This is a genomic window from Pseudomonas khavaziana (genome assembly GCF_036704165.1).
In the GTDB taxonomy this organism is placed as follows: Bacteria; Pseudomonadota; Gammaproteobacteria; order Pseudomonadales; family Pseudomonadaceae; genus Aquipseudomonas; species Aquipseudomonas khavaziana.
On record NZ_CP129946.1, the window covers coordinates 4,049,453 to 4,075,622 of the forward strand.

Annotated in this window: 20 protein-coding genes and 2 pseudogenes; 16 read left to right on the forward strand and 6 right to left on the reverse strand. The window is 59.4% G+C overall.

Annotated features, from left to right (window positions below; all coding sequences use genetic code 11):
* Window positions 1–14 precede the first annotated feature (14 nt).
* Window positions 15–251: pseudogene (locus QYQ93_RS17840) on the forward strand (aldehyde dehydrogenase family protein); the annotation flags it as partial.
* A gap of 196 nt (window positions 252–447) precedes the next feature.
* Here QYQ93_RS17840 and QYQ93_RS17845 read toward each other — a convergent pair.
* A complete protein-coding gene (locus QYQ93_RS17845; protein ID WP_338475172.1) occupies window positions 448–1,461 on the reverse strand; it encodes a hypothetical protein in 1,014 nt (337 codons plus the stop codon).
* A 236-nt stretch (window positions 1,462–1,697) separates the two neighbouring features.
* On the opposite strand from QYQ93_RS17845, the gene QYQ93_RS17850 reads away from it, so the two are divergent.
* The 3 genes from QYQ93_RS17850 (at window position 1,698) to QYQ93_RS17860 (ending at window position 5,012) form a co-directional block, all read left to right on the forward strand.
* A complete protein-coding gene (locus QYQ93_RS17850) occupies window positions 1,698–2,060 on the forward strand; it encodes a PucC family protein (RefSeq protein WP_338475173.1) in 363 nt (120 codons plus the stop codon).
* A 123-nt stretch (window positions 2,061–2,183) separates the two neighbouring features.
* Window positions 2,184–3,800, forward strand: a complete 1,617-nt coding sequence (locus QYQ93_RS17855; RefSeq protein WP_043046562.1) for an NADP-dependent glyceraldehyde-3-phosphate dehydrogenase — start codon at window positions 2,184–2,186, stop codon at window positions 3,798–3,800.
* A gap of 150 nt (window positions 3,801–3,950) precedes the next feature.
* Window positions 3,951–5,012, forward strand: a complete 1,062-nt coding sequence (locus QYQ93_RS17860) for an FUSC family protein (protein WP_338475174.1) — start codon at window positions 3,951–3,953, stop codon at window positions 5,010–5,012.
* Window positions 5,013–5,078: 66 nt separating this feature from the next.
* Here the strand turns inward: QYQ93_RS17860 and QYQ93_RS17865 are convergent, their stop codons facing one another.
* Both QYQ93_RS17865 and QYQ93_RS17870 read right to left on the reverse strand, forming a co-directional pair.
* Complete coding sequence (locus QYQ93_RS17865) at window positions 5,079–8,912, reverse strand: hypothetical protein (RefSeq protein WP_338475175.1); 3,834 nt, start codon at window positions 8,910–8,912, stop codon at window positions 5,079–5,081.
* A 402-nt stretch (window positions 8,913–9,314) separates the two neighbouring features.
* The gene (locus QYQ93_RS17870; protein ID WP_043046560.1) at window positions 9,315–10,046 is read right to left on the reverse strand and encodes a TetR/AcrR family transcriptional regulator; all 732 of its coding nucleotides are present in this window, start codon (window positions 10,044–10,046) and stop codon (window positions 9,315–9,317) included.
* Window positions 10,047–10,403: 357 nt separating this feature from the next.
* Here QYQ93_RS17870 and QYQ93_RS17875 point away from each other — a divergent pair, with 357 nt between their 5' ends.
* The 4 genes from QYQ93_RS17875 to QYQ93_RS17890 are packed head-to-tail and all read left to right on the forward strand — an operon-like array spanning window position 10,404 to window position 15,021.
* Window positions 10,404–11,111, forward strand: coding sequence for an ABC transporter ATP-binding protein (locus QYQ93_RS17875; protein WP_043046558.1), 708 nt, complete (start codon window positions 10,404–10,406; stop codon window positions 11,109–11,111).
* Window positions 11,108–12,307 (forward strand): ABC transporter permease, encoded by a 1,200-nt coding sequence (locus QYQ93_RS17880; protein WP_043046556.1) that lies wholly within the window; start codon window positions 11,108–11,110, stop codon window positions 12,305–12,307. The genes QYQ93_RS17875 and QYQ93_RS17880 overlap by 4 nt, the downstream gene beginning before the upstream one ends.
* On the forward strand, window positions 12,300–13,778 hold the full coding sequence (locus QYQ93_RS17885; protein WP_043046554.1) for a TolC family protein: 1,479 nt from the start codon (window positions 12,300–12,302) through the stop codon (window positions 13,776–13,778). The genes QYQ93_RS17880 and QYQ93_RS17885 overlap by 8 nt, the downstream gene beginning before the upstream one ends.
* On the forward strand, window positions 13,768–15,021 hold the full coding sequence (locus QYQ93_RS17890; RefSeq protein WP_338475176.1) for an efflux RND transporter periplasmic adaptor subunit: 1,254 nt from the start codon (window positions 13,768–13,770) through the stop codon (window positions 15,019–15,021). Before QYQ93_RS17885 ends, QYQ93_RS17890 begins: the two co-directional genes overlap by 11 nt.
* 325 nt (window positions 15,022–15,346) lie before the next feature.
* On the opposite strand, the gene QYQ93_RS17895 is transcribed toward QYQ93_RS17890, so the two are convergent.
* Both QYQ93_RS17895 and QYQ93_RS17900 read right to left on the reverse strand, forming a co-directional pair.
* Entirely contained in the window at window positions 15,347–16,741 is a 1,395-nt protein-coding gene (locus tag QYQ93_RS17895) for an FAD/NAD(P)-binding protein (protein ID WP_338475177.1), read from the reverse strand.
* Window positions 16,738–16,893, reverse strand: a pseudogene (locus QYQ93_RS17900) (ABC transporter ATP-binding protein); the annotation flags it as partial. The gene QYQ93_RS17895 and the pseudogene QYQ93_RS17900, both read right to left, overlap by 4 nt.
* Before the next feature lie 174 nt (window positions 16,894–17,067).
* On the opposite strand from QYQ93_RS17900, the gene QYQ93_RS17905 reads away from it, so the two are divergent.
* Window positions 17,068–17,985: a hypothetical protein gene (locus QYQ93_RS17905; protein ID WP_338475178.1), complete on the forward strand. Its 918-nt coding sequence runs from the start codon at window positions 17,068–17,070 to the stop codon at window positions 17,983–17,985.
* 257 nt (window positions 17,986–18,242) lie between these two features.
* Here the strand turns inward: QYQ93_RS17905 and QYQ93_RS17910 are convergent, their stop codons facing one another.
* Complete coding sequence (locus QYQ93_RS17910) at window positions 18,243–18,806, reverse strand: helix-turn-helix domain-containing protein (RefSeq protein WP_043046545.1); 564 nt, start codon at window positions 18,804–18,806, stop codon at window positions 18,243–18,245.
* A 93-nt stretch (window positions 18,807–18,899) separates the two neighbouring features.
* On the opposite strand from QYQ93_RS17910, the gene QYQ93_RS17915 reads away from it, so the two are divergent.
* From QYQ93_RS17915 to QYQ93_RS17945, 7 genes are all read left to right on the forward strand, one after another.
* Window positions 18,900–19,829 (forward strand): DMT family transporter, encoded by a 930-nt coding sequence (locus tag QYQ93_RS17915; RefSeq protein WP_043046544.1) that lies wholly within the window; start codon window positions 18,900–18,902, stop codon window positions 19,827–19,829.
* Window positions 19,830–20,039: 210 nt separating this feature from the next.
* A complete protein-coding gene (locus tag QYQ93_RS17920; protein WP_338475179.1) occupies window positions 20,040–22,961 on the forward strand; it encodes a monovalent cation/H+ antiporter subunit A in 2,922 nt (973 codons plus the stop codon).
* Complete coding sequence (locus tag QYQ93_RS17925) at window positions 22,961–23,305, forward strand: Na+/H+ antiporter subunit C (RefSeq protein ID WP_007986256.1); 345 nt, start codon at window positions 22,961–22,963, stop codon at window positions 23,303–23,305. The genes QYQ93_RS17920 and QYQ93_RS17925 overlap by 1 nt, the downstream gene beginning before the upstream one ends.
* On the forward strand, window positions 23,302–24,984 hold the full coding sequence (locus tag QYQ93_RS17930) for a monovalent cation/H+ antiporter subunit D (protein WP_043046541.1): 1,683 nt from the start codon (window positions 23,302–23,304) through the stop codon (window positions 24,982–24,984). The genes QYQ93_RS17925 and QYQ93_RS17930 overlap by 4 nt, the downstream gene beginning before the upstream one ends.
* Window positions 24,981–25,469: a Na+/H+ antiporter subunit E gene (locus QYQ93_RS17935; protein WP_043046540.1), complete on the forward strand. Its 489-nt coding sequence runs from the start codon at window positions 24,981–24,983 to the stop codon at window positions 25,467–25,469. The genes QYQ93_RS17930 and QYQ93_RS17935 overlap by 4 nt, the downstream gene beginning before the upstream one ends.
* Complete coding sequence (locus QYQ93_RS17940; protein ID WP_043046539.1) at window positions 25,466–25,744, forward strand: K+/H+ antiporter subunit F; 279 nt, start codon at window positions 25,466–25,468, stop codon at window positions 25,742–25,744. The genes QYQ93_RS17935 and QYQ93_RS17940 overlap by 4 nt, the downstream gene beginning before the upstream one ends.
* On the forward strand, window positions 25,741–26,079 hold the full coding sequence (locus tag QYQ93_RS17945) for a Na+/H+ antiporter subunit G (protein ID WP_043046538.1): 339 nt from the start codon (window positions 25,741–25,743) through the stop codon (window positions 26,077–26,079). The genes QYQ93_RS17940 and QYQ93_RS17945 overlap by 4 nt, the downstream gene beginning before the upstream one ends.
* Window positions 26,080–26,170 lie beyond the last annotated feature (91 nt).

The following is a 26,170-nucleotide window of genomic DNA, read 5'->3' on the forward strand; positions in this document are numbered from 1 at the left end:
GACACTGCGAACAAGAATGCAAAAAACCCGGGATCGTTCTGCCCGAGGTGGACCTGGACAACGCGGTGAGTGAAGCAGTCACCGGCTCGCTGTCGTTCAACGGTCAGCGTCGCACCGCGCTGAAAATTCTGTTCGTGCACGCGGATGTGGTCGACAGCTTTATAGAGAAGTTCAACGCCAAGCTGTCCACCCTCAAACCTGGCATGCCTTGGGACGCTGGCGTAGCGCTGACACCGCTGCCGGAAGTGGGAGGGGGGGTTGCTCCCGATGGCGGTGGGTCAGCTGATATATCCACCGCTGATACTCCGTCATCGAGGGCAAGCCCCCTCCCACACTGTGCGTATTCCAATACTTGGATTCAACGCCCTTGAAGGCAACACTCTGAAACGTGGGAGCGGGCTTGTCTCACGTTGAGATCCATGTGTTCAGGGTTGCACACTGGAGCAGTCATGACTCGGTCAACACTCTATAACCATACTTGGAGAACCGTATCATCGTGCCCATCTCGCTCCTAGGGTCATCGTCGAACCCGCTTAATCGCCCAGACTCTCGTGGATTGTCTTCGTCCCTTTTCAAACCTGGGTTGTTATTAATGGATTGAGCTACATGCGCCAAGCGGTACATGGCTTCGGCACGAGATATAGGATCTCGATTATCAGCGGTGAAGTCGCCTACTTGCTCTATCAAGCCATTGCGAATATTTAGCGCATAATAATCCTCCGTTTTAAAAGCCATTATCTGCGCCATAAATCCCGAGTTAAGCATGGGGTTATCGTAGAAGATATCCATGGCTGAACGTTGATCGCCTGCGGGGCGCTTTTCCTCGCGTGAAGGCGGATTGGACATATCGGTCTCACCGCGTACAGCTGGCGTCGGCACGTTGGCCTCCTCACTTACAGCCAGCTTCGGCATATTGGCCTCCTCGCTTACAGCCGGCTTCGGCTCAAGAGGAGCGTTTTTTTTCTGAGCCGCGTCATTGACGGCATCGATCAACACGGGGTAACCACCCCGGGCAAATGCCAATACCAGTCGCGCCTCGGAGCCTTTCAAAGAAAAATACTCGCTCTGCGGATTTATAAGCATAGGAATAATGCGCTGTTCCCCGTCTATTTTGTTATTTCCAGCCGTTGAATGGTCGCCACCCAGCCCGTCGATCAAACGAAGTGCTGCCTCAGCGTTCAGTGCATTAGCCTTTTGTTCGTCCAGGGGCAGGCTGTGGTCATCCCAGTCACCGGTGTGCGCTTTAAAGGCTTTCAGCTCTACAGGGTTCAATATGTAATGGAGATTATTGAACAACGGGCCCGCCGTGATTTTCTCTACCGTGCGTGGGTCTTTCTTGACTTGGCTTTGAGCACCATGGGTTTGCGCGGCCACCTCAGATTTGGGCTTGCCGACGTCATGTCCATTATTAGCATTTTGATAATGGCTTTGAAGCTGAGAGTGTCCAATGGGTAAAGTCATAACTACCTGCTCTATTAAAGTTCAATGGCGTCGCGCCACATGAGCCTCGATGCGGTTGTGAAGCAAACCCTGATTGGTCACGAAGTAAAAGTCGGTTCCATTCAATGTACGACGCACACCCTATATCCCGCTGAAATACTGGCCGCATACCGTGGGCAAATTCGCCTTTTGATAGAGCCGATACAGATACCAAACAGGTGAGCGCCTACTGGCCTTTCGTCACGATTTGTATGTGCATGCCGCAACGACAGGTGCTGGCCGGCGACGCGATCGCGGATCGTTTTGGCGCGCGCAGGCTGTATATGACCGGCTTGCTGGTGTTTACCCTGGCCTCGCTGCTGTGCAGCGTGGCCGGCGAGTTTGTTCGCGCCTTCGGTAGACGCTGGCTGATCGGTGGCGCCCTGATGCTCTACGTGACCGGTTTTGGCCTGTTGCTGATGGGCGGCACAACGCCCGATTACGCCTTGATCGTGGTGCCCATGCCCCTGATTGGCCTGGCTGCCGGGTTGATCACCCCCGCCGCCACGGTCGCGTTGATGAATGCGGTGCCGCCGGAGCAGGCGGGAATCGCCACCGGCATCCTCAATACGGCGCAATAAATTGGCGCCGCATTGGACGTGGCGCTGGCCGGCGCGCTGCCGTAACGCGTCTGGCGCTTGCCACACAGCCCTTGGATGGGTGACTCTCTAGTCATGTTTTGCAACTATTCCAGGGGTAGCGACATGACCACCAGCAATCTGCTCGCCCAGTTGTTTCCTTCTTCTGCCGCCGACATTCCTGAGCAATTTCGCCTGGCCGCGCCCATTGAACAGCGTGATTACCTGGTCGATGGCCAGTTGCAGGTGTGGAACGGCCCGCTTGCCCGAGTACAAAGCCCCGTGCAACTGGGCGATGAACGCGTGCATATCGGCAGCACCCCGCTGCTGGATGCCGATACCGCCCTCACCGCCCTGGATGCCGCCGTGCGCGCCTATGACCGTGGCCAGGGTGAATGGCCGACGATGCGCGTGGCGCAGCGTATCCAGCATGTCGAAGCCTTCTTGCGGCGCATGCGCGAACAGCGCGACGCGGTGGTCAAGCTGCTGATGTGGGAAATCGGCAAGAACCTCAACGACTCGCAGAAGGAATTCGACCGCACCTGCGACTACATCACCGACACCATCAACGCCCTCAAGGAACTCGACCGCCGCAGCAGCCGTTTCGAGCTTGAACAGGACACCCTCGGACAAATCCGTCGTGTGCCCCTGGGCGTGGCGCTGTGCATGGGGCCTTACAACTACCCGTTGAACGAGACCTTCACCACGCTGATCCCGGCGCTGATCATGGGCAACACCGTGGTGTTCAAGCCGGCCAAGCTCGGGGTGCTGTTGATCCGCCCATTATTGGAGGCCTTCCGCGACAGCTTCCCGGCCGGGGTGATCAACGTCATCTACGGCAGCGGCCGCGAAACCGTGAGCGCGCTGATGGCCAGCGGCAAGATCGATATTTTTGCGTTTATCGGCACCAACAAGGCCGCCAGCGATTTGAAAAAGCTGCACCCCAAGCCGCATCGTTTGCGCGCTGCGCTGGGGCTGGATGCAAAAAACCCGGGGATCGTGCTGCCCGAGGTGGACCTGGACAACGCAGTGAGTGAAGCAGTCACCGGCTCGCTGTCGTTCAACGGCCAGCGTTGCACCGCACTGAAAATCCTGTTCGTGCACGCGGATGTGGTCGACAGTTTTATCGAGAAGTTCAATGCCAAGCTGTCCACCCTCAAGCCCGGCATGCCTTGGGACGATGGTGTAGCGCTGACACCGCTGCCGGAAGTGGGCAAGGTGGATTACCTCAACGAACTGGTGGCCGATGCGGCCCGGCACGGTGCCAAGGTCGTCAATGCCGAAGGGGGCAGCAGCCGTGGTTCCTTCTTCTACCCTGCGGTGCTGTACCCGGTGAATCCGCAGATGCGCGTGTACCACGAAGAGCAATTCGGCCCAGTGGTGCCGATCGTGCCCTACCGTGATCTGGAGACCGTGATCGACTACGTGCTGGACTCGGATTTTGGCCAGCAGTTGAGCATCTTCGGCACCGACCCGGTGCAGGTCGGGCGCCTGGTGGACACCTTCGCCAACCAGGTCGGCCGCATCAATATCAACGCCCAGTGCCAGCGCGGGCCGGATACCTTCCCGTTCAATGGGCGCAAGAACTCGGCCGAGGGCACGTTGTCGGTACATGACGCCCTGCGCGTGTTCTCGATCCGCACCCTGGTGGCGACCAAGTTCCAGGAGAGCAATAAGGCGTTGGTCAGCGAGATCCTGCGTAACCGTGACTCGAGCTTCCTGACCACTGACTACATTTTCTAATGTTCACCTCGGTCAAAAAATGTGGGAGGGGCTTGCCCCCGATAGCGGTGCGTCATCAAGCATATTCTTTACTGATCTATCGCTATCGGGGGTAAGCCCCTCCCACAATGGACTGAGTCAGCCCTGACGATTGAGGCTCTTTTAATACCGATGAACCTGCCCTTCTTTGCCCGGCGCCTGCTGCGCCCCCTGCTCGACCCGTACCGCCGCTATCGTCACGCCAAGCTGATCCACGCAGCGCGCGTGTCCGTCGGTTTGCTCGCGACAATCCTGCTCACCAGCGGCCTGAACCTGCCCCACGGGGAATGGGCGTCGGTGACCATGTTGATTGTAATCGGCGGCTTGCAGCACCACGGCAATATCGGCAAAAAAGCCGTGGAACGCGCCTACGGTACCTTGATCGGCGCCAGCGTCGGTTTACTGCTGGTGGTGCAACAGGCTTACTTCAGCGTGCCGCTGCTTACCTATCTGCTGATGTCGGTGGTGTGCGGGTTCTTTTCCTATCACGCCATTGGCAAGGGCGGCTATATCGCGCTGCTGTCGGCGATCACGGTGTTTATCGTCGCCGGCCACGGTGATAACCCGATTTCCGATGGCCTGTGGCGCACCGTGGACATCCTCATCGGCATCGCCTTGGCCCTGGCGTTTTCCTTCGCCCTGCCGCTGTACGCGGTGTACTCGTGGCGCTACAACCTGGCCAGCGCGTTGCGTGATTGCGCGCAGATCTACAGCCGGATCATCAGCGGTCAATCGGTGACCGATGATGAACACCTCAAGCTGCTCAACCGCTTGAACGCGGCAATGCTGCAACTGCGTTCATTGATGCCGTCGGTGTCCAAGGAAGTGCGGATCTCCATGACCGAGTTGGACGCGATCCAGCGCCACCTGCGCATGTGCATCAGTACCCTGGAGATTCTCGGCAATACCCGGCCCGATCCTCGCGATGAGCAGGCGATGGCGCGTATGCAGGTAATGTTGAAGGCTGAGCATCGGCAAATCAGGGTGCAGTTGGTGGGGATGGCGCGGGCGTTGAAGTCGGGGGTGACGCAGCGGTTGGAGCGGGCCAGCCATGGCAGCAGCGCCGAGCCCACAATGGATGCGCCCGTTTATAGCGCACTGGATGGGTACCGTCTGTTGACATTGCAACTGGCGGCGAATGTAGATGCTATGCATCAACGGCTGGCCAAAAGCGCGACGCACTGGAAGATCTAAGGTTTGGGCGGTCATGCAAAAAGAGACGGTTCATCTATACGATGAACCGTCTTTGGACCAGAGTCGCTACTTTTTCACTCCGACACCCGCCAGATGCGGCCCCAACAGTTTGTCTTCACTTGTCCCCACACCGTTGCCAGGAATGTCCAAGAAGTAATAGTTATTAATAAAGAAGAATGAGTGGGAAAAGGTACTCGACCAGTACCAGCCATTACCCATAGGCCACCTGTTGCCATAGGCATTGCTGATGGCGCGCAATTCATCGAGGTTCGTCAGCGTTACTCCCATGCCAGCGGCCCTAGCGTTGATGTTGCGAAAAGTGTCTCTGCCCAGACCGTAACAATGAACAACGTTGGAGACATGAACGAGATAACTGCGGGTCTGCGCCGGTACCGATGAATCCCTGACGGTAATAGTCGCATAACCATTGCCGCGCACGGTTACCAGCCCACTTCCATCCACAACAGCCGCCGACGTATTGCTTGATGAGTAGTAGTAGGGACGTGTCCCTCCCGACGCCTCGTACCTGATCGAGTTTCCTGCGCCGAAGTTAGGCAGTACATTTGGATATCCCGCTAGAAGGTACGTCCTGGTATTCAGATAAACCGTCGCCTGATTGAAGACTAACGCGGTGGTATGCACGATCCGGTACTGCGTCTGCGGGAAGGCCACCGCCTTGGGCTTGTCAACCTGCTTATTGAAGTTGACATGGGGTGTAATAGTAATCATGCCATTATTTGGCACGGACATCAGCCAACTGCGCAGCACCGTGAGGTTTATAAAACCATTGGCGGCCTCACTGGCGGTAACGTGGTGTTCGGACAGCAATTGCTGCGTGGTCGCGCCGGGGGCCGCCACGGACAACCAGGCAATATGACCTTCCTGGCTATACGGCCACTTGCCCATTCTCAGCACGGCATTGCCGCTAAGGCTGGCCGAGTTTATGGTGCCGCCATGTCCAATATTGTTGATAAAGGCTCTTGGCAGACTGGCCAGTGGAATCGCCTGGACATGCACTATCTGAACCTCTGACGACCCCTGCCCACCGCGGCCCAGTATTACCTCATACTGAAACTGAATCGTGGTGTTAATGGCCGCTCCAACCAGGTCATTGCTAATATTGAAGGTCACTGTGCCACCGTCAAGGCCAGGCAGCGTACCGACTTCAATCGAGGTACCCTGCGAATCGATCAAGAACAGCGTAATCAGGTCTTCCCCGTCCTTGTTCATGTTCGGATAGGTCACCAGCACCTGGCATTTATTTTCAACAGTGATTGGGCTGATGACGACTTCAGGTCCCTCCGGGGGAGTCGAATACCTGATCTGCGGATGCGGGAAAATATTGGATTCGGTTTGGACCATATAATGACGAGTTTCAAACCAGACTATATCCCCGGCATTGTTGCTGTGATTGAATGTCACACCAAACTCGATGGTTAAAGGCGTCCAATCCTTCAGGTTGCGCAATCTGCCCACAGGTGTATAGGAAGAAGGCCCGTCGTTTACATCGTTGTCTGATACGTTACGACCTACAAACGTCTCCTCATAATATTCATCATCATTTTTGAATGTTCCGTGATAGCGTTTATACATCTTCTGTTCAATTGCACTGTACGGCCAAGGAGGCACGCGGGTCTGATCGAGGTCATCCAACTTGGGTATTTCGAGAACGGCGCTTTCGCCGATGCTGTCGATCGTGGCTCCAGGCACATGATTCAGGGTCAGCAAGTTCAGGGTAAGGGTCGGTGAGTCGGTGGGGAACCCATTGCGTATCACCGTGAATGATATGTCGATATCACGCCCTAACGGGTGAATACTGAAGCCAATCGCTTCGACTGGGACGATCACATCGACATAAGCATCTCCGCTGTAGGCATCCTTGGCTTCAAAGTGTATACCGCCACCCGCCAACCCTCGCCAGCAGACTTCCACGGTGTCCCCATCTTTGGGCTCATCATAGCGGCAACGCACTGTGGCTCCGGTATCGGCCACCACCCACGGGTCGAGTTCATCCGGCCCCGTAGTTGCCTCAAGGACCTCAGGCAGGGACAGCAAGCCCAAGGCCTTACCGATGGTGTAGGTGGACTCCTCGGACAACTCATCAACGGCAAACCGCCTGCGCACATAACTGATAGTGAGCGTGCCATTCTTATTGCCCTCTATCAGTTGTTTAGGAATATCGGCAAGAAACGGATTGGAACTCACGGCCAGTACATAAGGAGACAAAGTTGTGCCCGTTACCGAACCGACGAACTTGATAATGACTTCATCGCCAGCCCTGAACTCTGCACGAGCTTCAAAGGTTGCAACGCTGCCAAGGCCGTCCGGGTTGATATTATTGGTGGAGTCCGCCTCTTGGATTCGCGGTGCGATCAAACTGCGTGGCGGACGCCCGACCTGAATATATCGACGTTCGGACTCACGTATGTTGACCGGCCCGGTGACGATGTAATACACACGGGTTCGATGCAGCCCTTCAAATCGCGCATAGTCAGCATTCAAGAAATCACGGAAGCGGGGATGAGTCCCTGCTGCCCGATTGTTGAACACGCGCTCGACACTGCCGTCCAGATAATCACCCACGATATTGACTTGCAGATCATCCCCCGAGTTGCCAGGGGGGGTGTAATCGGGCATTGCCGCAGTGATATAAGCCAGGTCAGGCTCGACAAATGGACCGTGTGCCTGGACTACGTCGGGCTGGGGCAAGGAATAGCGGACGCCGGCGACCCCATATACGGTTGGCCTGGATGGCAGCGAACCTCGCTCCCGAACATAGGAAATCGTCAGGGTGCCCTGGATCAACGAACGGATAAATGCATTGGGAATAGGGACGTCATTGTAACTGCTCAGGACAACTTCCACACGCAAGCCATAGGAAACCTCCTCTCTATCCGCGGTGGTGCCTTCCACTTTCCAAATAAGGAAATCACCGCTGACAAAGTTCGGGTCATTTCTCTTAATCAATACTGAGCCGGTGGCAGGATAACCATGTAACTCATCGGCTTCCAAGAGCAGTGTCGCCGGGTCGGCCTCGACAATCTCAGGTTCATCCAGCAACGTAATGTCAAGGTTCACATTGACAGGAATCGGCTTGCTCCATCGATGGCAAGGCCCGGACTCATCCAGCACTTCGTCATACAAAAAGAAGTGCACGATAAAATGGCCGCTGCCTGCTGCATCCAGAAAATCAGGCTCTATGGTAAACGTCAGATCAGAACCGACTTGATCATGACGCAAGGGCGGCAATTCATAGCGGTACTGTCCCCAGTAGAACATCACCAGGTCATTGACCCGCATGTTTTCCCACTTATGGATGGTGCATGTCACCCCCCGCCCCGCCACCACAGAATCGACATAGGTATCGGAGAGCGTAAACGTCAACCCACGATGGTAGGAGCCATCGCAATTGCCCTCACCACCGGGCAGGGTGTGCAAAATCAGAATGCGCTGCGGTACTGAAGTACTGGATGTTCCCGGGCCAACCCGGATGACTTCGCCATAAACATCACTGACAAAATAGTGCAGGAGATGGGTTCTAGGGATCACCAGAAAGAAACGTGGGTCATCTTTATTGGCATTAGTAACTTTGGCTTCTCCCATGTGTATGCCGTTCATCCACATGTGGTACTCATCACCTGGGCTACAATTGGTCCAGCGTTCAAAGATATAGGTCAGACCATCTTTGATATGACGATGACCAATCCCGTAGGCTGCCCCCAGAACCGGAATGACCTGTTCGGGAACAGGATAGGGGGAATCCAGATCCTGATTCACCACAGGAGCAACTGGAGCTGACAGCGTCTCCACTGCGGCTTTCTTGGCTTTATCCGTGTTGGTTGTTTTTTTCTTGGGTTTGGCTGCAACGTTATTTTTTTTAGGAACGGGTTTGGTCGGCATAGCTGTTCTCCCTAGCGGAAATCGCCAAGGAAATAAAGCCCTATCGTCTACGATCAGTCACCTGTGAGAATTGACAGTTCTGATCAGCGGCCACAACCCTATTGGCGCGCATACCTTTGAGCCAAAGCGCTAATCACACTTTTTCTTACATATTTTTCACGTTTTATTCACATCCCAAGACGTAGGGTGAAGCCTCATCCGTTACAAACGCTTCACATCAAGCCCGCCGCCCCAGCGGGCTTTTTTTTGCCTGTTTTTTAGCGCGGAAAAAATGGCCAGCCCCGCGTAGGAGCGAGCTTGCTCGCGAAGAACACAATGATGCCGTGGTAAACCAGAATGCCCGCGTTATCGTTGACGTTTTTCGCGAGCAAGCTCGCTCCGACAAGGAATTTCGGATTGGCTTCAGCGTGTGGCTTGCTCGCGAATGGCACGCTGGGTATCCAGCACCTTGGCCAACGCCGTTTCAGCCTCAGGACTTTGCTGCGGCACGCGAATCGCCGCCGACACCAAGGTGATCAACTTGGCCATCACCTCCGCATCCGTGGCCGGGCGGCCCAGGCTCATGGAGTTCATCAGCAGGCGCAGTTCGGTGCCGGCCATCACCCCGGAAATCGCCTTGAGGGCAAATTGCAGACGCACGCCCAGTTCATTGCGCGGCAGGTCCGGCAAGGCCAGGGCAAAGGCTTCGAAGAAACGCTGGAACACCGGCTGGTAATGCACCTTGAGGTATTCCTGGATGAACGGTGAGGTATCGCTGTAGACCCGTCCCAGGAAACGGATGAACGAACGCCCTTCCCCGCTGGCCGGGTCGCTGCGTTCCAGGCCCATGGCAGGGGCGAACAGCACGCCGAGCAGGGTGTCGCAATCCAGGGGGCCGTCGGATTCGGCTTCGCAGCGTGCGAGCAATTCCAGGCGCTGCTCGTTGAGCGGCTCCAGGCGTTGCATCAGCAGGGTTTTCATCAGGGAGTCCTTGTCCCCGAAGTGGTAGTTCACCGCGGCCAGGTTGACCTGGGCACGCTCGGTAATCTGACGTAACAAAACGGCGTCGTAGCCGTACTTGATGAAGAGTGCCTCTGTCGCATCCAGCAATCGAGTCTTGGTAACGTTTGGAGCGCTGAGTTTCTTCGCGGCCATAAGGGTTCCACGGCGGAAATATTGTTTTAAAAAATAATTTGATTTTTTATACCGGGGCGGCCCTGTGAAAGCAAGTAGTGACACTGCGCCATATCACTGAAAGCCTGTATAACCGGGCTATTCAGTCATGCTAAAAAGCGTTTCGCCGGCTCGAAACCCTCCGCCTGGAAACCGTTTCGCAGGGTAAAACCGCTCTACATCCATGGCTGGCGAAGCGTAAGGAACGCGGTTACTATTCAAACAATATTTTAAAAACAAGAAATAAAACCAGTCCGTGACACGTACGCGCAGCTCCCGAACTTGTTACAAGGATTTTCTGGGGGGCGCGCCGACACCGTCGAGACTGCAGGCGTAGTCATGATGACAGACACTCCCACGCACCCAGGTTTGATTTCCCTGCAAGGCATCGGCAAGCGCTATCAGCTGGCCGGGCAGGAGCTGAGCATTCTCAATGACGTGTGCCTGTCCATCGCCAGCGGTGACAGCTGCGGTATCCTCGGTGCCTCCGGCTCCGGCAAAAGCACCCTGTTGAATATCCTCGGCCTGCTGGACCTGCCCAACTGCGGCCAGTACCACTTTGCCGGCCACGATATCCTCAAGGCGAGCCCCGATGAACTGGCGGCGATCCGCAACCGGCAGATCGGTTTCGTGTTCCAGAGCTTCAACCTGCTGCCGCGCCTCAGCGCCCTGGACAACGTTGCCCTGCCCTTGAGTTATCGCGGTGTGTCGCGCCATGAATCGGTGGAGCAAGCCCAGCGCATGCTCGATCAAGTGGGTTTGGCCGAGCGCGCACACCATCGCCCCGCCGACCTCTCCGGCGGCCAGCGCCAGCGCGTCGCCATAGCCCGCGCCCTGGTGGGCCAACCCTCGGTGATCCTGGCCGACGAACCCACCGGAAATCTGGACAGCACCACCGCCCAGGACATCATGGACCTGCTGCTCACCCTCAACCGTGAGCAACAGGTCACGCTGATCATCGTCACCCACGATGCGCATATCGCCGAGCGCCTGGAGCGCAGGATCCTGGTGCGCAATGGCGTGGTGCACGAGGCCGGGCGCCTATGAGCCTGGGGGTCGAGCAGAGCCTCAGCCAATTGCTGCATGAAGCGTTCATCAGCCTGCGTACCCTGGGCAAGCGTTCGATCCTGGCGTTGCTGGGCATCGTGATCGGCAGTTCCTCGGTGGTAGCGCTGATCAATATCGGCCACAACGCAGCAGTGGACGCGGCGATGATTTTCAAGGACATGGGCACCGACACGCTGATCGCCCAGTTCCCGCCCAAGGGCAGCAGCAATGTGCAGATGCACACCCGGCTCGACCTCGACAGCGTGCGCCTGGCGGTGCCGGGCATTGCGCATATCGGCGCCCTCAGCCTGTTCAGCGGGCCCGTCGTGTTCCATGGCCGCACCACCAATGCCAACCTGGCCGGCAGCACCCCGGATATCTATGCGGCCATGCGCCTGAGCATGCGCGAGGGGCGTTTCCTGTCAGCCTTCGACGCCAACGAAACCTACGCCGTGATCGGTGACCAACTCGCCCAGGCCCTCGGAGCACCGGGGGACCCACTGAGGCTGGGCGATCGCGTGCGCATCAACGACTACCTGTTCCTGGTCGTCGGCATCCTGCACAACCAGCCCCGGGCCATGCTGATGCCGGTGCAAGCCAATGAATCGCTGTTTATTCCCGCCGAGGGCATGCGCCGCATCTATGCCAGCCCGCAGATCAGCAATGTGATCATCCGTGCGACGCCGGGGCAGGACATGGAACGTATTGCCCGAGACGCTAGCGCTGCGTTGCAACCCCAGCTCACCGAGCATGACGTCGACATCATCGTGCCCCAGCAGATGATCGACGGCATGACGCGCCAAAGCCGCACATTCGCCTATCTGCTGCTGGCCCTCGGCGCGATCTCCCTGGTGGGCGGCGGCGTCGGGGTGATGAATGTGATGCTGATGAACGTCTCGGAGCGCCGCCGCGAGATCGGCATTCGCATGGCCCTGGGCGCGCGCCGGCGGGATATCCGCAACCTGTTCCTGCTCGAAGCCGTCACCCTCACCGCTGTGGGTGCGCTATGCGGCGCGGTGTTGGGCATGACCGCTGCGTGGCTGTATGCCTGGCTGTCGGGCTGGGCATTTGCCCTGGCGGTGGCCGCCCTGCCCCTGGGGGTGGGCAGTACCTTGCTGGTCGGCTTGTTCTTCGGCATCTATCCGGCGGTCTCGGCCTCGCGGTTGCAACCGGTGGAGGCCTTGCGCGATGAGTAAATGGCTGTGGTTGCTGGCGCTGATCAGCCTGCCCGGCGTGGCTGCCGAGGTGGTGGTCAAGCCATCGGCGCCCAGCAGCACGCGCAGCGCCTACGACCGCGGGGTATCGCTCAATGCCCAGGTCACCACCATGACCCTGGGCGATGCCGTGTACCTGGGCCTGCGCAACAATCCGGCGATCCGCAGCGCCTATCTGCAGCGAGTGGCGCAGAAGTTTGACCTGCGCGTCGCCGAAGACGTGTTCAACCCCAAGCTCACTCTCAACAGTAATTACCGCACCAGCCGGGGCTCCCAGGACAACGCCCGCAATGCCAGTGTGGCGCCAACCAGCAGCCTGCTGGGCGAATACGGCACGCGCCTGAGCATGGCCTGGACCCAGCAGTTGAACAATGCCAACCGCGCCGGCCGCTACCGCAGCGACGGCCTCGACCTGGCGATCATCCAACCGCTGATGCGCGGGGCCGGCTGGGACGCCACCACCGCGCCGCTGCGCCTGTCGCGCCTGGCCGAGCAGGCCAACCGCCTGAATCTGAAGGCCACCGTCGCGCAGACTATCAGCCAGATCATCGCCACCTACCGCGAACTCCTTCGCGCCCAGGAGCAATTGGTGATCGTCCAGGAAGCCCTCAAGCGTTCCAACACCCTGCTGGATGTAAACAAGGCTCTGATCAGCGCCGGGCGCATGGCCGAGTTCGAGATCGTGCAGACCGAAGCCGATATCGCCACCCAGCAATTGGGCGTGGAAGAAGCCCAGAACCAACTGGACACCAGCCGCCTGGCCTTGCTGCGCCTGCTGGCCCTGGACCTGTCCACACCGATTCGCGCCACCGAAGCCCTGGAGGCCAACCCCATGGAAATCGACAAGCGCCAGGCCTTCAACCTGGCGCAGAACCAGCAGCCGGAATACCTCGCCGCCTTGCTGGGTAGCCAGCAGGCCGATCTCAACCTGGTGATCGCCAAGGACTCCGGGCGCTGGCAGGTGGACCTGGTGGCCGGCGCCAATCAGGTGCGCGACGCCTACGATAACGACAACGGCCATACCAATAACCGCACCTGGGACAGTTACGCCGGCGTGCAGGTGCAGATCCCCATTGGCGACATCAGCACACGCCAGGCCGAAGTCCGCGCCCGGGTGAATGTGGAGGATCAGGAAATCCGCATTACCGACGCCCGCCAGGAGCTGGAGCGCAACGTCAACAACGTGGTACGTGACCTCGGCACCCGCTGGCGCCAATATGAGATTTCCAAGCGCGCCGTGGAGTTGTCGCGGCGCAAGATCGAGATCGAGCGGGAAAAACTCAGTGCCGGACGCTCCACCAACTTCCAGGTATTGAGCTTCGAGACCGACCTGCGCAACGCCGAAAACGCCCAGCTCAATGCGCTGATCGCTTATTTGAACGCCCAGACCCAGCTCGATCTGACTCTGGGCATGACGCTGGAAAGTTGGGAAATCGCCCTCAATGACTACTAATCAAAAACGCTTGCTGGTCTGTGCCTTGATCGTGCTGCTGGCCGGCGCGGCCATCGGCCTGCTCAGCCAGCGCAGCGACGCCGAGCAGGCCAGCACCGCCGAACAGTGGCTGGCGGTGAAGCCCGACCCGCTGGTACACCAGATCGGCCTGGTGGGCAAGATCGAGCCCGACACTACCGTTACCCTGACTGCGCCGTTCGACGGTAACGTGTTGGCCAATCTGGTCGAACAAGGCCAGCGCGTCGAGGCCGGCCAAGTGCTTTTGCGTATGGACCCGGCCACCCTTGAAGTGCAGCTGCGCGATGCCCTCTCCGCCCAGCTCAAGGCCCGGCGTGCCGTACAGGAAATGCAGGACTGGGACAGTAGTCCCGCCGTCAGCCGTGCCCGCCGCAGTTTGCGCACCGCCGAAATGACCGCCGGCAATACCCAGCGCAAACTCACCGAGAGCGAAAACCTGTTCAAGCGCGGCATCATTCCGCGCAACGAACTGGACGATCTCAAGCAGCAAACCCAACAGCAGCAACTCGACCTGGCAGCGGCGCGCAGCGAACTGCAACAGGCCCAGGACCAAGGCAGAGGCGAATACCGACAGATTGCCGAAATGGAGCTGACCAACGCCACGGTGAAATACGAAGCCCTGCAAAAACTCCTTGAAGGCAAGGAGGTCAAGGCGCCGTTCTCCGGCATCGTGGTGCCCGCCCCCGGCAGCACCAACACTGCCCAAGGTGGCGGCAACAACAACACGCCGGTGCAGGCCGGCAGCAAGGTCAGCCAGGGCCAGGTGCTGTTTGGCCTGGCCAATATCGAGCGATTGAAAATCGTCGCCAAGGTCTCCGAGCTGGACATCAACCAGCTACACCGGGGCCAGGCGGTGGAAGTGATGGGCGATGGCTTCGACGGCGAACGGCTGACCGGCTCGGTCAGCGTGGTCAGTGGCTTGGCCATCGCCAGCGACAACCAGGGCAGCGCGCAGTTTCCGGTGACCCTGTCGATCCCGAAGCTGACGCCGCAGCAGCTGCAGCGGGTGCGCCTGGGCATGAGTGCGCGGTTGACCATCGTGACCTACAACAATGACCAGGCGCTGGTGATTCCCAGCCAGGCGATTCATCCGGATATGACTGTAGAGTATCGGCCAGCGATGGATAAACCCGTGGAGCGGGTCAAAGTGACCACCGGGCAATCGACACCACAAGGGGTTGAGGTGTTTGGGCTGAAGCCAGGCTTTGTGAAAACCTCAAGCTAAACGCAGATCAAATGTGGGAGGGGGCTTTCTCCCGACAGCGGTGTGTCAACCACTGATCTGCTTAATGACACCCCCTCATCGGGGCATGGGTATCTACACAACTTCTGGTACGCCGCCGGACCCTGTGGGAGGGGGCTTGCTCCCGATGGCGGCCTGACAGCCGACCAGCATATTGGATCAGACCGAGTACATATCCATTGCTGCGGTAACGGCCACTTAGGGTTCCGCTTTTACAGCGGCTCGCTTCGCATCGTGGTTACGGTTGGGTCAGCTGATATAAAGTTGTGTACATACCTATGCCATCGGGGCAAGCCCCTTCCTACATTTAGATCTGTGCCAGCTTGGCGGCCAGTGCCTTGGCCTGGAGCGCCACGTCGGTCACCGCCGTACTCTCCCACCACATGCCCCGCAACGGCGGGCCCATGGCAAACAATCGCTGGCTGGCCTGGCCCTGGGCATCCAGCACCGCGCCGGCCGCATCCGCCGCAATCCCCAACGCCAACGGCCCGGGCCGGATCAACCCACGCTTGAGTAGTTGCTGCGGCAATGGCCGGGCCACGCGGCGCCAGTCGTATTCGATGCCGCTGGAGTTGATCAACGCAGCGCCCGAAACCCGGGTGAGCCCTGGCTCGCCACGATGGCGCAGCGCAATGACGACCCCCTCATCCGACGGCACCGAACCCTTGAACGACGCTGCGCGAATCCGCAACCGCCCTTCTCCCTGCAAGCGCGCCACCAACTGCGCGCTCATTGGCGGCGAGCGGTGGTGATGGCTTTCCCACCATGGCCGCACATGCCGCACGAACTGGCGCTTCTCACGCTCACTGGCCTGGCTCCATAGACGCGCGATATGCACGCGCACTGTGTCCAGCGGCGCCTGCCAATCGATGCCTTGGTCGATTGCGAAGCGGCATTGGCGGCGCACCTCGCGCAGCAATTGCCGAGGGCTGCGCAGGCCGTGGTCCGCGGCCAGGAAGTCGTCCCAACTCGGCGGTTGCCGGCGCACATGGGGCAACAGGCCGTGGCGCGAAAAAATCTCGATAGGGCCGCGATGCCCGGCCTGTTCCAGGGACACCACGGCGTCGACCATGGTCAATCCGGAGCCGATGATCAGCACCGTTGATTGCGGGTCGAGTTGGGTCATCGCTTGCACGTCCCATGGGTCCAGTGCGGCGGCGTTCAAACCGCTGGACTCGGTGAGCGGCGTGCGCGCTGCCGGGAACATACCGGTGGCCAATACCGCGAAAGTGCCACGCACTTGCTCGCCGTTATCGAGGGTCAACAGCGTGGAAGCTGCGTCGACTTGCAGGTCCACCCCTTCGGCGCGGATATGCTCGACGATGGATGTAGATAACGCCTTGGCCTGGGCCAGGCGCTGTTGCGCGTACAGCCCGAAAATCCCCCGTGGCGGGAACAGTTCGCTGATGGGCACATGCTGCTGGTCCGACTCGGGCCAACCACCGCCAGCGATGTAGTCGGTGAGCCACTGGGTCAGGTCGTCGGCATTGTCCGGGTCGACGCTCATGCGCGCCGCGTTGCCGTTCAAGGTATGACCCAGCTCGACCGCACTGTAGGCCTCGCCACGCCCCAGCTCGGCACGCGGCTCGATCACCAGGATGCGCTGCGTGCCCGGCAGGCGCAGCAGTTGCACGGCGAGCATGGTGCCGCTCAGGCCGCCGCCGATGATCAGTACGTCGGCGTTGCGGGTGGATTCATTCATGCTGGTTCGCCCTTATGTCTGCGCAGATAAATAGCATGCAGATCGCCACGCGCCAACAGTTGCGCGGCACTTGCGCTCAAAACCACAGGCCCGGTATCCAGCACGTGGCCCCGGGACGCATAGTTGAGTGCGAGATTAATATACAGCTCGGAGTTTTTCACTGTTACGCAAGCAGCAGTCAAGCCATGGTCAACTTCAAACTTTCTGGTTGATAGTTATTTTTGCAATTAAAAATCCTCAGATAATACCTGTCATCTTTGACAGTAGACGATAAGTTCCGCCCTTTCTAAACTCAATCATCTACCGCCTGCACAGGAAGAAACATCATGAATCCTCCGTCCACAGAAACACCTAAATGCACCACCGGCAAAGCATCTGCAACCATTAAAGACAGCGACAATGAATTCAAGAATTTTAAAGGCAAGGGTTTTTCCTTTTACTTGGATGAATCAGCAAAAAAATGGCAGGTCACAGCCATAGGCGATGAGAGCGCCGGCGTTTATCAGACGCTCGCGCTGCGGTTTCCCAACGTTGGGAACGTATCCGGAGAGGTGTATGAAATTTCGAATAATGGGGCCGATCCGCGCACAGCCAATGCAACATGGACACGCGCCAGTGCCGGTTCATTTCGACCCTACCCTGCTGTCAGCGGGCGTGTAACGGTTACCCTCGACAGCACCCTTCAGACCGCAGAACTCAAGTTCGACTTCGAGGGAGAAAACGGCACAAAAACGGTCCGTGTCACAGAAGGGAGCATGAGCGTCGAAGGCCTGACCGAAGAGAAACGAATCAATACGACGGGCTCAGCCAGTTGCGTCCTCAGAGACACCATCAATGCACCCTACCAATCCACCACGACCGAGCTCTACAGCAGGCCTGCACTGGGTATCTTTCCTCCTCACATCCTCGCCCATACGCAGCAGTACGCCCCGAAACCCGAACTCATCAACTACGTGTTGAACATCCAGATTGCGAACGGACTGCCAAGCGGCACTTACCTGCTTAGGCCAGACAGCAAGCAAGTGCGCATCTCTTTCCAAAACTTGAATCAGTTCACTGGATGGTTCGCTGAAAGTGGTGAAATCACGCTTGATTCAATTCCGGACTTCGAGACACTTCAGGGCCCGCTGTCGGGGACGTTCAACTTTAAAGCAACGGCCATACAATCTGACGGCACCGTTCTTAAGCTAACTGCCGACGAGGGAATATTTGACATCACCACTGTTGCGCTGGAGCGTTCGTGAAACCACGTCCTCGCCCATCCTCACCTGGCACAGACTTTCAATATTGCCATTACCCTGAATATTGAAAGTTAACTACCGGGAGCTTATAGCCGATCCAGCACGAAATATTTCTTTTCTTCAGAATAATTAATTAGCGTGCCGTCTGCGCCCTCTACTTAGCCTGATATGAGTCGATAATTGAGTGGCAATATCGACTCTACGTCCCCCACTCGCGCTATAAGGGGTGAAAGCTCACAGTTGACAAACAGGATATTACGTTAGATCACCACGTTTCTCACAAACCGAACTGCCACCTCTCCTTCATTGCGATAAGCGTGGGGCTGGTGGCTAGGAAACATGAAGAATTCGCCAGCACCAACGGTGTATTCGGTGCTGCCTATCACCAGAGTCAAGCGGCCCTCAAAGACAAATAGCTGCTCACTCCAGCCCTCCAAATCAGGATCCGGGCAGTACCGGTCACCCGGCTCAAGGCGCCACTCCCATAACTCGACTTCACGCCGCGCTGTGGCTTTGGCCAGGAGCACCGCCTTGCTGCCAGCAATTTCACCCGCCCAGGCCAGCTCATTGATGCGGCTGTGATCACGTACATCCGGAGCCTGGATCAAATCGCTGAACGCCACCTCCAGTGCTTCGGCCACACGGTCAAGGGTGGACAGGCTGACGTTCTTCTCCCCCGCTTCAATCGCCACCAGCATGCGCCGGCTGACCCCGGACTTTTCCGAGAGTGCGGTCTGGCTCAGGTCGGCGGCATGACGCAGGCGACGGACGTTCTGACTGACGTGCTGCAGGACCGAGGCCCGTTGCGGATTTTCTTTGTGCACTATATTGCTCAATTAGTGGGTGTGCGCAGTATACTGCCCAGCAGTGCGGCGCATTGTGCGGTCCGTGCTTTTCCCTTGCAAGACCGAGCCGCCATGACCGCCCCGACCCCCCCTTCGCGTTTCAATCGTTTCAGCAAAGCCGAATGCATCCTGGTGGTCATCACCATGTTCTGGGGCGGCACCTTTTTGCTGGTACAGCATGCCATGACCGTCAGCGGCCCGATGTTTTTCGTCGGCCTGCGCTTTGCCGCCGCCGCTATCGTGGTGGGCTGCTTTTCCTTGCGCACCTTGCGCGATCTCACGCTGTTTGAGTTAAAGGCCGGGGTGTTTATCGGCGTGGCGATCATGTTTGGCTACGGTTTGCAGACCATTGGCTTGCAGACGATCCTGAGCAGCCAGTCGGCGTTTATCACCGCGCTGTATGTTCCCTTCGTGCCGTTGTTGCAGTGGCTGGTACTCGGCAAGCGTCCGGGGTTGATGCCAAGCATCGGCATCATGCTGGCGTTTGCCGGGTTGATGCTGCTGACAGGCCCTGCGGGCGCTTCGCTGGATTTCAGTGCCGGGGAAATCGCTACCTTGATCGGCGCGGTGGCGATTGCGGCCGAGATTATTCTGATCAGCGCGTTTGCCGGGCAGGTGGACGTGCGCCGTGTAACGGTAGTGCAACTGGCGACGGCGTCAGTGCTGTCGTTCATGCTGGTGGTGCCGATGGGCGAGGCGTTGCCGGGCTTTTCGTGGTTGCTGCTGTTCAGTGCGGTGGGCCTGGGCTTGACCAGTGCGGTGATCCAGGTGGCGATGAACTGGGCGCAGCAAAGTGTCTCACCCACCCGGGCCACCTTGATTTATGCCGGCGAGCCGGTGTGGGCCGGGGTGGTCGGGCGGATTGCCGGAGAGCGGTTCCCGCCGATTGCGATGCTGGGGGCGGTATTGATTGTGGTGGCGGTGATTGTGAGCGAGCTGAAGACGCGAGGGCAGAAGGCCGTCGAATTGATCGATGAGATGGAACAGGAACGTCATGGTTGAGGTCCGAACTGCAGCGGCGCCCAACGGATAGCCATCGGGTGCAAGCCCCCTCCCAAATTGACCGGTGTCGTTGGTTGGAAAGCGACCACCTGAAACAATGCCAAATGGGAGTCTTCGGCCTATCTTGTAGGATCCTGCCACATCTTGGCGTTTGGTGATCGTGAAAGCGGCACGTATGATGCATCCCAAACTCCCGCAGATTAGAAGCCTATGTCCCTGATAGTTCTACTGCTTCTGCCTTTTATCGGCAGCTGTCTGGCGGCCTTGCTGCCGCATAACGCACGTAACACCGAATCCCTGCTGGCCGGCCTTGTGGCGCTGGTCGGCACCATTCAAGTCGCCCTGCTTTACCCCCAGATCGCCCATGGTGGCGTGATCCGCGAAGAATTCATGTGGTTGCCCAGCCTTGGGTTGAACTTCGTGTTGCGCATGGATGGGTTTGCCTGGCTGTTCTCGATGCTGGTGCTCGGCATCGGCACGCTGGTGTCGCTGTATGCGCGTTACTACATGTCGCCGGATGATCCGGTGCCGCGCTTCTTTGCGTTTTTCCTGGCGTTCATGGGCGCCATGCTCGGCCTGGTGATCTCCGGCAACCTGATCCAGATCGTATTCTTCTGGGAACTGACCAGCCTGTTCTCGTTCCTGCTGATTGGCTATTGGCACCACCGCGCGGATGCGCGACGCGGTGCCTATATGGCGCTGATGGTCACCGGCGCCGGCGGCTTGTGCCTGCTGGCCGGGATGATGCTGCTGGGGCATATTGTCGGAAGCTATGACTTGGACCTGGTGCTGGCAGCGGGCGATCAGATTCGTGCGCATTCGCTGTACCCGGTCATGCTGGCCCTGGTGCTGGTCGGCGCTTTAAGCAAAAGCGCGCAGTTCCCGTTCCACTTCTGGCTGCCCCATGCCATGGCGGCACCGACGCCCGTTTCAGCCTACCTGCATTCGGCAACGATGGTGAAGGCCGGCGTGTTCCTGCTGGCCCGCCTGTGGCCGTCGCTGTCCGGCAGCGAAGAATGGTTCTGGATCGTCGGCGGTGCCGGCGCCCTCACCCTCCTCCTCGGCGCTTACTGCGCCATGTTCCAAAACGATCTCAAGGGCCTGCTGGCCTACTCCACCATCAGCCACCTCGGGCTGATCACCCTGTTGCTGGGCCTTAACAGCCCGCTGGCTGCCGTCGCCGCGGTGTTCCATATCCTCAACCACGCCACCTTCAAGGCCTCGCTGTTCATGGCGGCGGGCATTATCGACCACGAAAGCGGCACGCGGGATATCCGCAAGCTCAGTGGCCTGGTGCGCCTGATCCCGTTTACCGCGACCCTGGCCATGGTCGCCAGCGCGTCCATGGCCGGGGTGCCGCTGCTCAACGGCTTCCTGTCCAAAGAGATGTTCTTCGCCGAGACCGTGTTTATCTCCTCGACCCAATGGGTGGAAATCGCCCTGCCGCTGATCGCGACCATCGCCGGTACGTTCAGCGTGGCTTACGCCCTGCGCTTCACCGTGGATGTGTTCTTCGGCCCGCCCGCCACCGATTTGCCGCACACACCCCATGAACCCCCGCGCTGGATGCGTGCGCCGGTCGAACTGCTGGTATTTACCTGCCTGCTGGTGGGGATTTTCCCGGCCCAGGTGGTGGGTTCGATCCTTGCCGCGGCGGCGCTGCCGGTGGTCGGTGGCGTGCTGCCCGAATACAGCCTGGCGATCTGGCACGGCTGGAACGCACCGATGATCATGAGCCTGGTGGCCATGTGCGGCGGCGTGGTGCTGTACCTGCTGCTGCGCAAGCAACTCAAGCGCGGGCGCTTCAAATACCCGCCGCTGATCAGCTACTTCAACGGCAAGCGCGGTTTCGAGCGCAGCCTGGTGGTGATGATGCGCGGCGTGCGCCGGATCGAGAAACGCATCAGCACCAAGCGCCTGCAAACCCAGTTGTTCCTGTTGGTGCTGCTGGCGGTGGTCGGCGCGATGATCCCCATGCTCAACAGTGGCCTCAGTTGGGGCGACCGGCCGAAGATCCCGGGCTCCATCGTGTTCGTCACCCTGTGGCTGCTGGCAATTGCCTGTGCCCTCGGTGCCGCCTGGCAAGCCAAGTACCACCGGTTGGCGGCCCTGACCATGGTCAGCGTGTGCGGCCTGATGACCTGCGTTACCTTCGTGTGGTTCTCGGCGCCGGACCTGGCCCTGACCCAACTGGTGGTGGAAGTGGTCACCACCGTGCTGATCCTGCTCGGCCTGCGTTGGCTGCCGCGGCGGATCGAAGAGGTGTGGCCATTGCCCAACACCCTGCGCAAGGCGCGCATTCGCCGGGTGCGCGACTTCCTGCTGTCCACCGTGGTGGGCGGCGGCATGGCGCTGTTGTCCTACGCGATGCTGACCCGCCAGACGCCCAACGATATCTCCTCGTTCTACTTGAGCCGGGCTCTGCCCGAAGGCGGCGGCAGCAATGTGGTGAACGTGATGCTCGTGGACTTCCGCGGTTTCGACACCCTGGGCGAGATCACCGTGCTCGGCGCGGTGGCATTGACCGTCTACGCCCTGCTGCGACGCTTCCGCCCATCCAAGGAAAGCATGGAGTTGCCGCCACAACAGCGCCAACTGGCACCGGACGTGGCCACCGACCTGGTCAACCCACGCCAGGCCAGCGACACCGCCCTGGGCTTCATGATGGTGCCGGCAGTGCTGGTGCGCCTGCTGCTGCCGATTGCGCTGGTGGTCTCGTTCTACCTGTTCATGCGCGGGCATAACCAGCCGGGCGGCGGTTTTGTCGCCGGTCTTGTGATGTCGGTGGCGTTTATCCTGCAATACATGGTGGCCGGCACCCAATGGGTCGAGGCGCAAATGAGCCTGCGGCCAATGCGCTGGATGGGCTTTGGCCTGCTGTCGGCGACCCTGACTGGCCTGGGCGCGCTGTTCGTCGGCTATCCATTCCTGACCACCCATACCTGGCATTTCAGCCTGCCGCTGCTGGGCGACATTCACATCGCAAGTGCGCTGTTCTTCGACGTTGGTGTGTACGCCATGGTCGTGGGTTCCACGCTGCTGATGCTCACCGCCCTCGGCCATCAGTCGGTGCGGGCGCATAAACCGAGCAACCAGGCCAAAGTGGTCGTCACAACCGAAGGAGCCGCCTGATGGAAGAAGTCATCGCAATAGCCATTGGGGTCCTGGCGGCCTCCGGCGTCTGGTTGATCCTGCGGCCAAGGACGTTCCAGGTGGTGATGGGGCTGTGCCTGTTGTCCTACGGCGTCAACCTGTTCATTTTCAGCATGGGCAGCCTGTTTATCGGCAAGGAGCCGATTATCAAGGACGGCGTGCCCCAGGACCTGCTCCACTACACTGACCCGCTGCCCCAGGCCCTGGTGCTGACGGCCATCGTGATCAGCTTCGCCATGACCGCGCTGTTTCTGGTGGTGCTGCTGGCATCCCGGGGCCTGACCGGCACTGACCATGTGGATGGCCGGGAGCCCAAGGAATGACGTGGATGAACCAACTGATCGTCGCGCCGATCCTGCTGCCGCTGCTCACGGCCGGGTTGATGCTGATGCTGGGCGAAAAGCGCCGTCCGCTGAAAGCCCAGATCAATTTGTTTTCCAGTGTGATCGGCCTGGGCATCGCGATCCTGCTGCTGTACTGGACGCAACAAGGCGGCCCCGGCTCGATCGGCGTGTACCTGCCGGGCAACTGGCAGGTGCCGTTCGGCATCGTGTTGGTGGTAGACCAACTGTCGGCAATGATGCTGGTGCTGACCGGAATCATCGGCGTGAGCGCGCTGCTGTTCGCCATGGCCCGCTGGGACCGGGCGGGCACCAGTTTCCACGCGCTGTTCCAGATCCAGCTGATGGGTTTGTATGGCGCGTTCCTCACCGCCGACCTGTTCAACCTGTTCGTATTCTTCGAGGTGCTGCTGGCAGCATCCTACGGCCTGATGCTGCACGGTTCCGGCCGTGCGCGGGTGTCGTCGGGGCTGCATTACATTGCGATCAACCTGCTGGCGTCATCGCTGTTTCTGATCGGCGCGGCAATGATCTACGGCGTCACCGGCACGCTGAACTTCGCTGACCTGGCATTGAAAATCCCGCTGGTGCCGGAGGCTGATCGTGGCCTGCTGCATGCCGGCGCGGCGATCCTTGCCACAGCGTTCCTGGCCAAGGCCGGCATGTGGCCGCTGAACTTCTGGCTGGCGCCCGCCTACTCGTCGGCCAGCGCGCCGGTGGCGGCGATGTTTGCGATCATGACCAAGGTCGGCGTGTACACGGTGTTGCGCCTGTGGACCCTGCTGTTTTCCGGCCAGGCCGGGGCTTCGGCACTGTTTGGCGGCGATTGGCTGGTGTATGGCGGCATGGCGACCATCATTTGCGCCGCATTGGCGATGGTGGCGGCGCAGCGCCTGGAGCGCATGGCCAGCCTGAGCATCCTGGTCTCGGCCGGGATCCTGCTGTCGGCAGTGGGGTTTGCCCAGCCGAGCCTGACCGCGGGGGCGTTGTTCTATCTGGTCAGCTCCACCCTGGCGTTGAGTGCGTTGTTCCTGCTGGCGGAGTTGATCGAGCGTTCGCGTTCGGCCAACGACCTGCCGCTGGATGAAGAAATCGATGCGTTGCCCAAGGCCATGGAGTCGCTGCATCCGCGGCCGGGCGTGAACCTGGATGATGAGCAGAAAGCCGTGGTCGGTCAGGTGATCCCCTGGACCATGGCCTTCCTGGGCTTGAGTTTTATCGCCTGCGCCTTGTTGATCATCGGCATGCCGCCGCTGTCCGGGTTTATCGGCAAGCTGAGCTTGTTGAGTGCACTGATCAATCCGCTGGGCCTGGGTAATGCCATCGATGAGCCGATTCGTCCGGCGGCCTGGGGGCTGGTTGCCTTGCTGATCCTCTCCGGGCTGGCCTCGCTGATCGCCTTTGCGCGCCTGGGCATCCAGCGCTTCTGGACCCCGGAAGAACGCCCATCGCCGCTGTTGCGTCGTAACGAGTGCCTACCGATCTTCTTTTTGCTCGGCCTCAGCATCCTGCTGACCTTCAAGGCCGAGCCACTGATGCGTTACACCCAGGCCGCCGCCGACAGCCTGAACAACCCGGAGCGCTACGTGATGGCAGTGCTGGCGACACGTCCGGTCCCCAGCCCCGAAGCCCAGGCCGCCGCGCTGGAGGTGCAGCCATGAAGCGCCTGTTCCCCGCTCCGTGGCTGTCATTGGCGTTATGGGTGTTGTGGCTGGTGCTGAACTTGTCGGTCAGCCCCGGCAACCTGCTGCTGGGCGCGCTGCTGGGCTTTCTTGCGCCGTTGCTGATGGCGCCGCTGCGACCGTTGCCAATCCGCATCCGCCGGCCCGGGGTGATCGTGCGCTTGTTTTTCCTGGTGGGCCGCGACGTGATCCTCTCCAACCTGAATGTGGCCTGGGGCGTCCTGACCTGCGGTACACGCCCGCCGCGCTCGCGCTTTATCAAGATCCCCCTGGACCTGCGCGACGCCAATGGCCTGGCCGTGCTGGCGATGATCACCAGCGTGACGCCGGGCACCGTCTGGTCGGAACTGGCCCTGGACCGCAGCATCCTGCTGCTGCACGTTTTCGACCTGGATGACGAAGCGCAGTTTATCCAGCACTTCAAGCACGCCTATGAACGGCCCCTGATGGAGATCTTCGAATGAGCGCCCTGCTCTCCAATGCGATCCTCGCCAGCCTGTTCCTGTTTTCCCTGGCCATGGTGCTGACCCTTATCCGCCTGTTCAGAGGCCCCTCGGCCCAGGACCGGGTACTGGCGCTGGACTACCTGTATATCCTGGCAATGCTGATGATGCTGGTGCTGGGTATTCGCTATGCCAGTGACACCTACTTTGAAGCAGCGTTGTTGATTGCGCTGTTCGGCTTCGTCGGCTCGTTTGCCCTGGCCAAATTCCTGTTGCGTGGGGAGGTGATTGAATGATGCCGTTATGGGTTGAAGTGAGCGTAGCCGTGCTGCTGATAGTGAGCAGCGTATTTGCACTGATCGGTGCTATCGGCTTGCTGCGGATGAAGAGCTTTTTCCAGCGCATGCACCCACCTGCGCTCGCCTCGACATTGGGCGCATGGAGTGTGGCGTTGGCGTCGATCATCTACTTTTCAACGCTCAAGTCCGGGCCGGTGTTGCACGGCTGGTTGATTCCGATTTTGCTGTCGATCACCGTGCCGGTGACCACCTTGCTGCTGGCGCGCACCGCGTTGTTCCGCAAACGCATGGCCGGTGATGACGTACCCGCCGAAGTCAGCAGCCGCCGCTGAGCACTGAAGACAACACAATCCAATGTGGGAGGGGGCTTGCTCCCGATGGCGGTGGGTCAGCTACAGATTAGCTGACTGACCCACAGCTATC

Coding starts and splice junctions, on each gene's coding strand:
- QYQ93_RS17945 (WP_043046538.1), top strand. CDS start 25,741: ATGATGCCGTTATGGGTTGAAGTGAGCGTAGCCGTGCTGCTGATAGTG.
- QYQ93_RS17915 (WP_043046544.1), top strand. CDS start 18,900: ATGACCGCCCCGACCCCCCCTTCGCGTTTCAATCGTTTCAGCAAAGCC.
- QYQ93_RS17875 (WP_043046558.1), top strand. CDS start 10,404: ATGATGACAGACACTCCCACGCACCCAGGTTTGATTTCCCTGCAAGGC.
- QYQ93_RS17860 (WP_338475174.1), top strand. CDS start 3,951: ATGAACCTGCCCTTCTTTGCCCGGCGCCTGCTGCGCCCCCTGCTCGAC.
- QYQ93_RS17870 (WP_043046560.1), bottom strand. CDS start 10,046: ATGGCCGCGAAGAAACTCAGCGCTCCAAACGTTACCAAGACTCGATTG.
- QYQ93_RS17890 (WP_338475176.1), top strand. CDS start 13,768: ATGACTACTAATCAAAAACGCTTGCTGGTCTGTGCCTTGATCGTGCTG.
- QYQ93_RS17885 (WP_043046554.1), top strand. CDS start 12,300: ATGAGTAAATGGCTGTGGTTGCTGGCGCTGATCAGCCTGCCCGGCGTG.
- QYQ93_RS17845 (WP_338475172.1), bottom strand. CDS start 1,461: ATGACTTTACCCATTGGACACTCTCAGCTTCAAAGCCATTATCAAAAT.
- QYQ93_RS17920 (WP_338475179.1), top strand. CDS start 20,040: ATGTCCCTGATAGTTCTACTGCTTCTGCCTTTTATCGGCAGCTGTCTG.
- QYQ93_RS17940 (WP_043046539.1), top strand. CDS start 25,466: ATGAGCGCCCTGCTCTCCAATGCGATCCTCGCCAGCCTGTTCCTGTTT.
- QYQ93_RS17855 (WP_043046562.1), top strand. CDS start 2,184: ATGACCACCAGCAATCTGCTCGCCCAGTTGTTTCCTTCTTCTGCCGCC.
- QYQ93_RS17880 (WP_043046556.1), top strand. CDS start 11,108: ATGAGCCTGGGGGTCGAGCAGAGCCTCAGCCAATTGCTGCATGAAGCG.
- QYQ93_RS17935 (WP_043046540.1), top strand. CDS start 24,981: ATGAAGCGCCTGTTCCCCGCTCCGTGGCTGTCATTGGCGTTATGGGTG.
- QYQ93_RS17905 (WP_338475178.1), top strand. CDS start 17,068: ATGAATCCTCCGTCCACAGAAACACCTAAATGCACCACCGGCAAAGCA.
- QYQ93_RS17865 (WP_338475175.1), bottom strand. CDS start 8,912: ATGCCGACCAAACCCGTTCCTAAAAAAAATAACGTTGCAGCCAAACCC.
- QYQ93_RS17925 (WP_007986256.1), top strand. CDS start 22,961: ATGGAAGAAGTCATCGCAATAGCCATTGGGGTCCTGGCGGCCTCCGGC.
- QYQ93_RS17930 (WP_043046541.1), top strand. CDS start 23,302: ATGACGTGGATGAACCAACTGATCGTCGCGCCGATCCTGCTGCCGCTG.
- QYQ93_RS17895 (WP_338475177.1), bottom strand. CDS start 16,741: ATGAATGAATCCACCCGCAACGCCGACGTACTGATCATCGGCGGCGGC.
- QYQ93_RS17850 (WP_338475173.1), top strand. CDS start 1,698: ATGCCGCAACGACAGGTGCTGGCCGGCGACGCGATCGCGGATCGTTTT.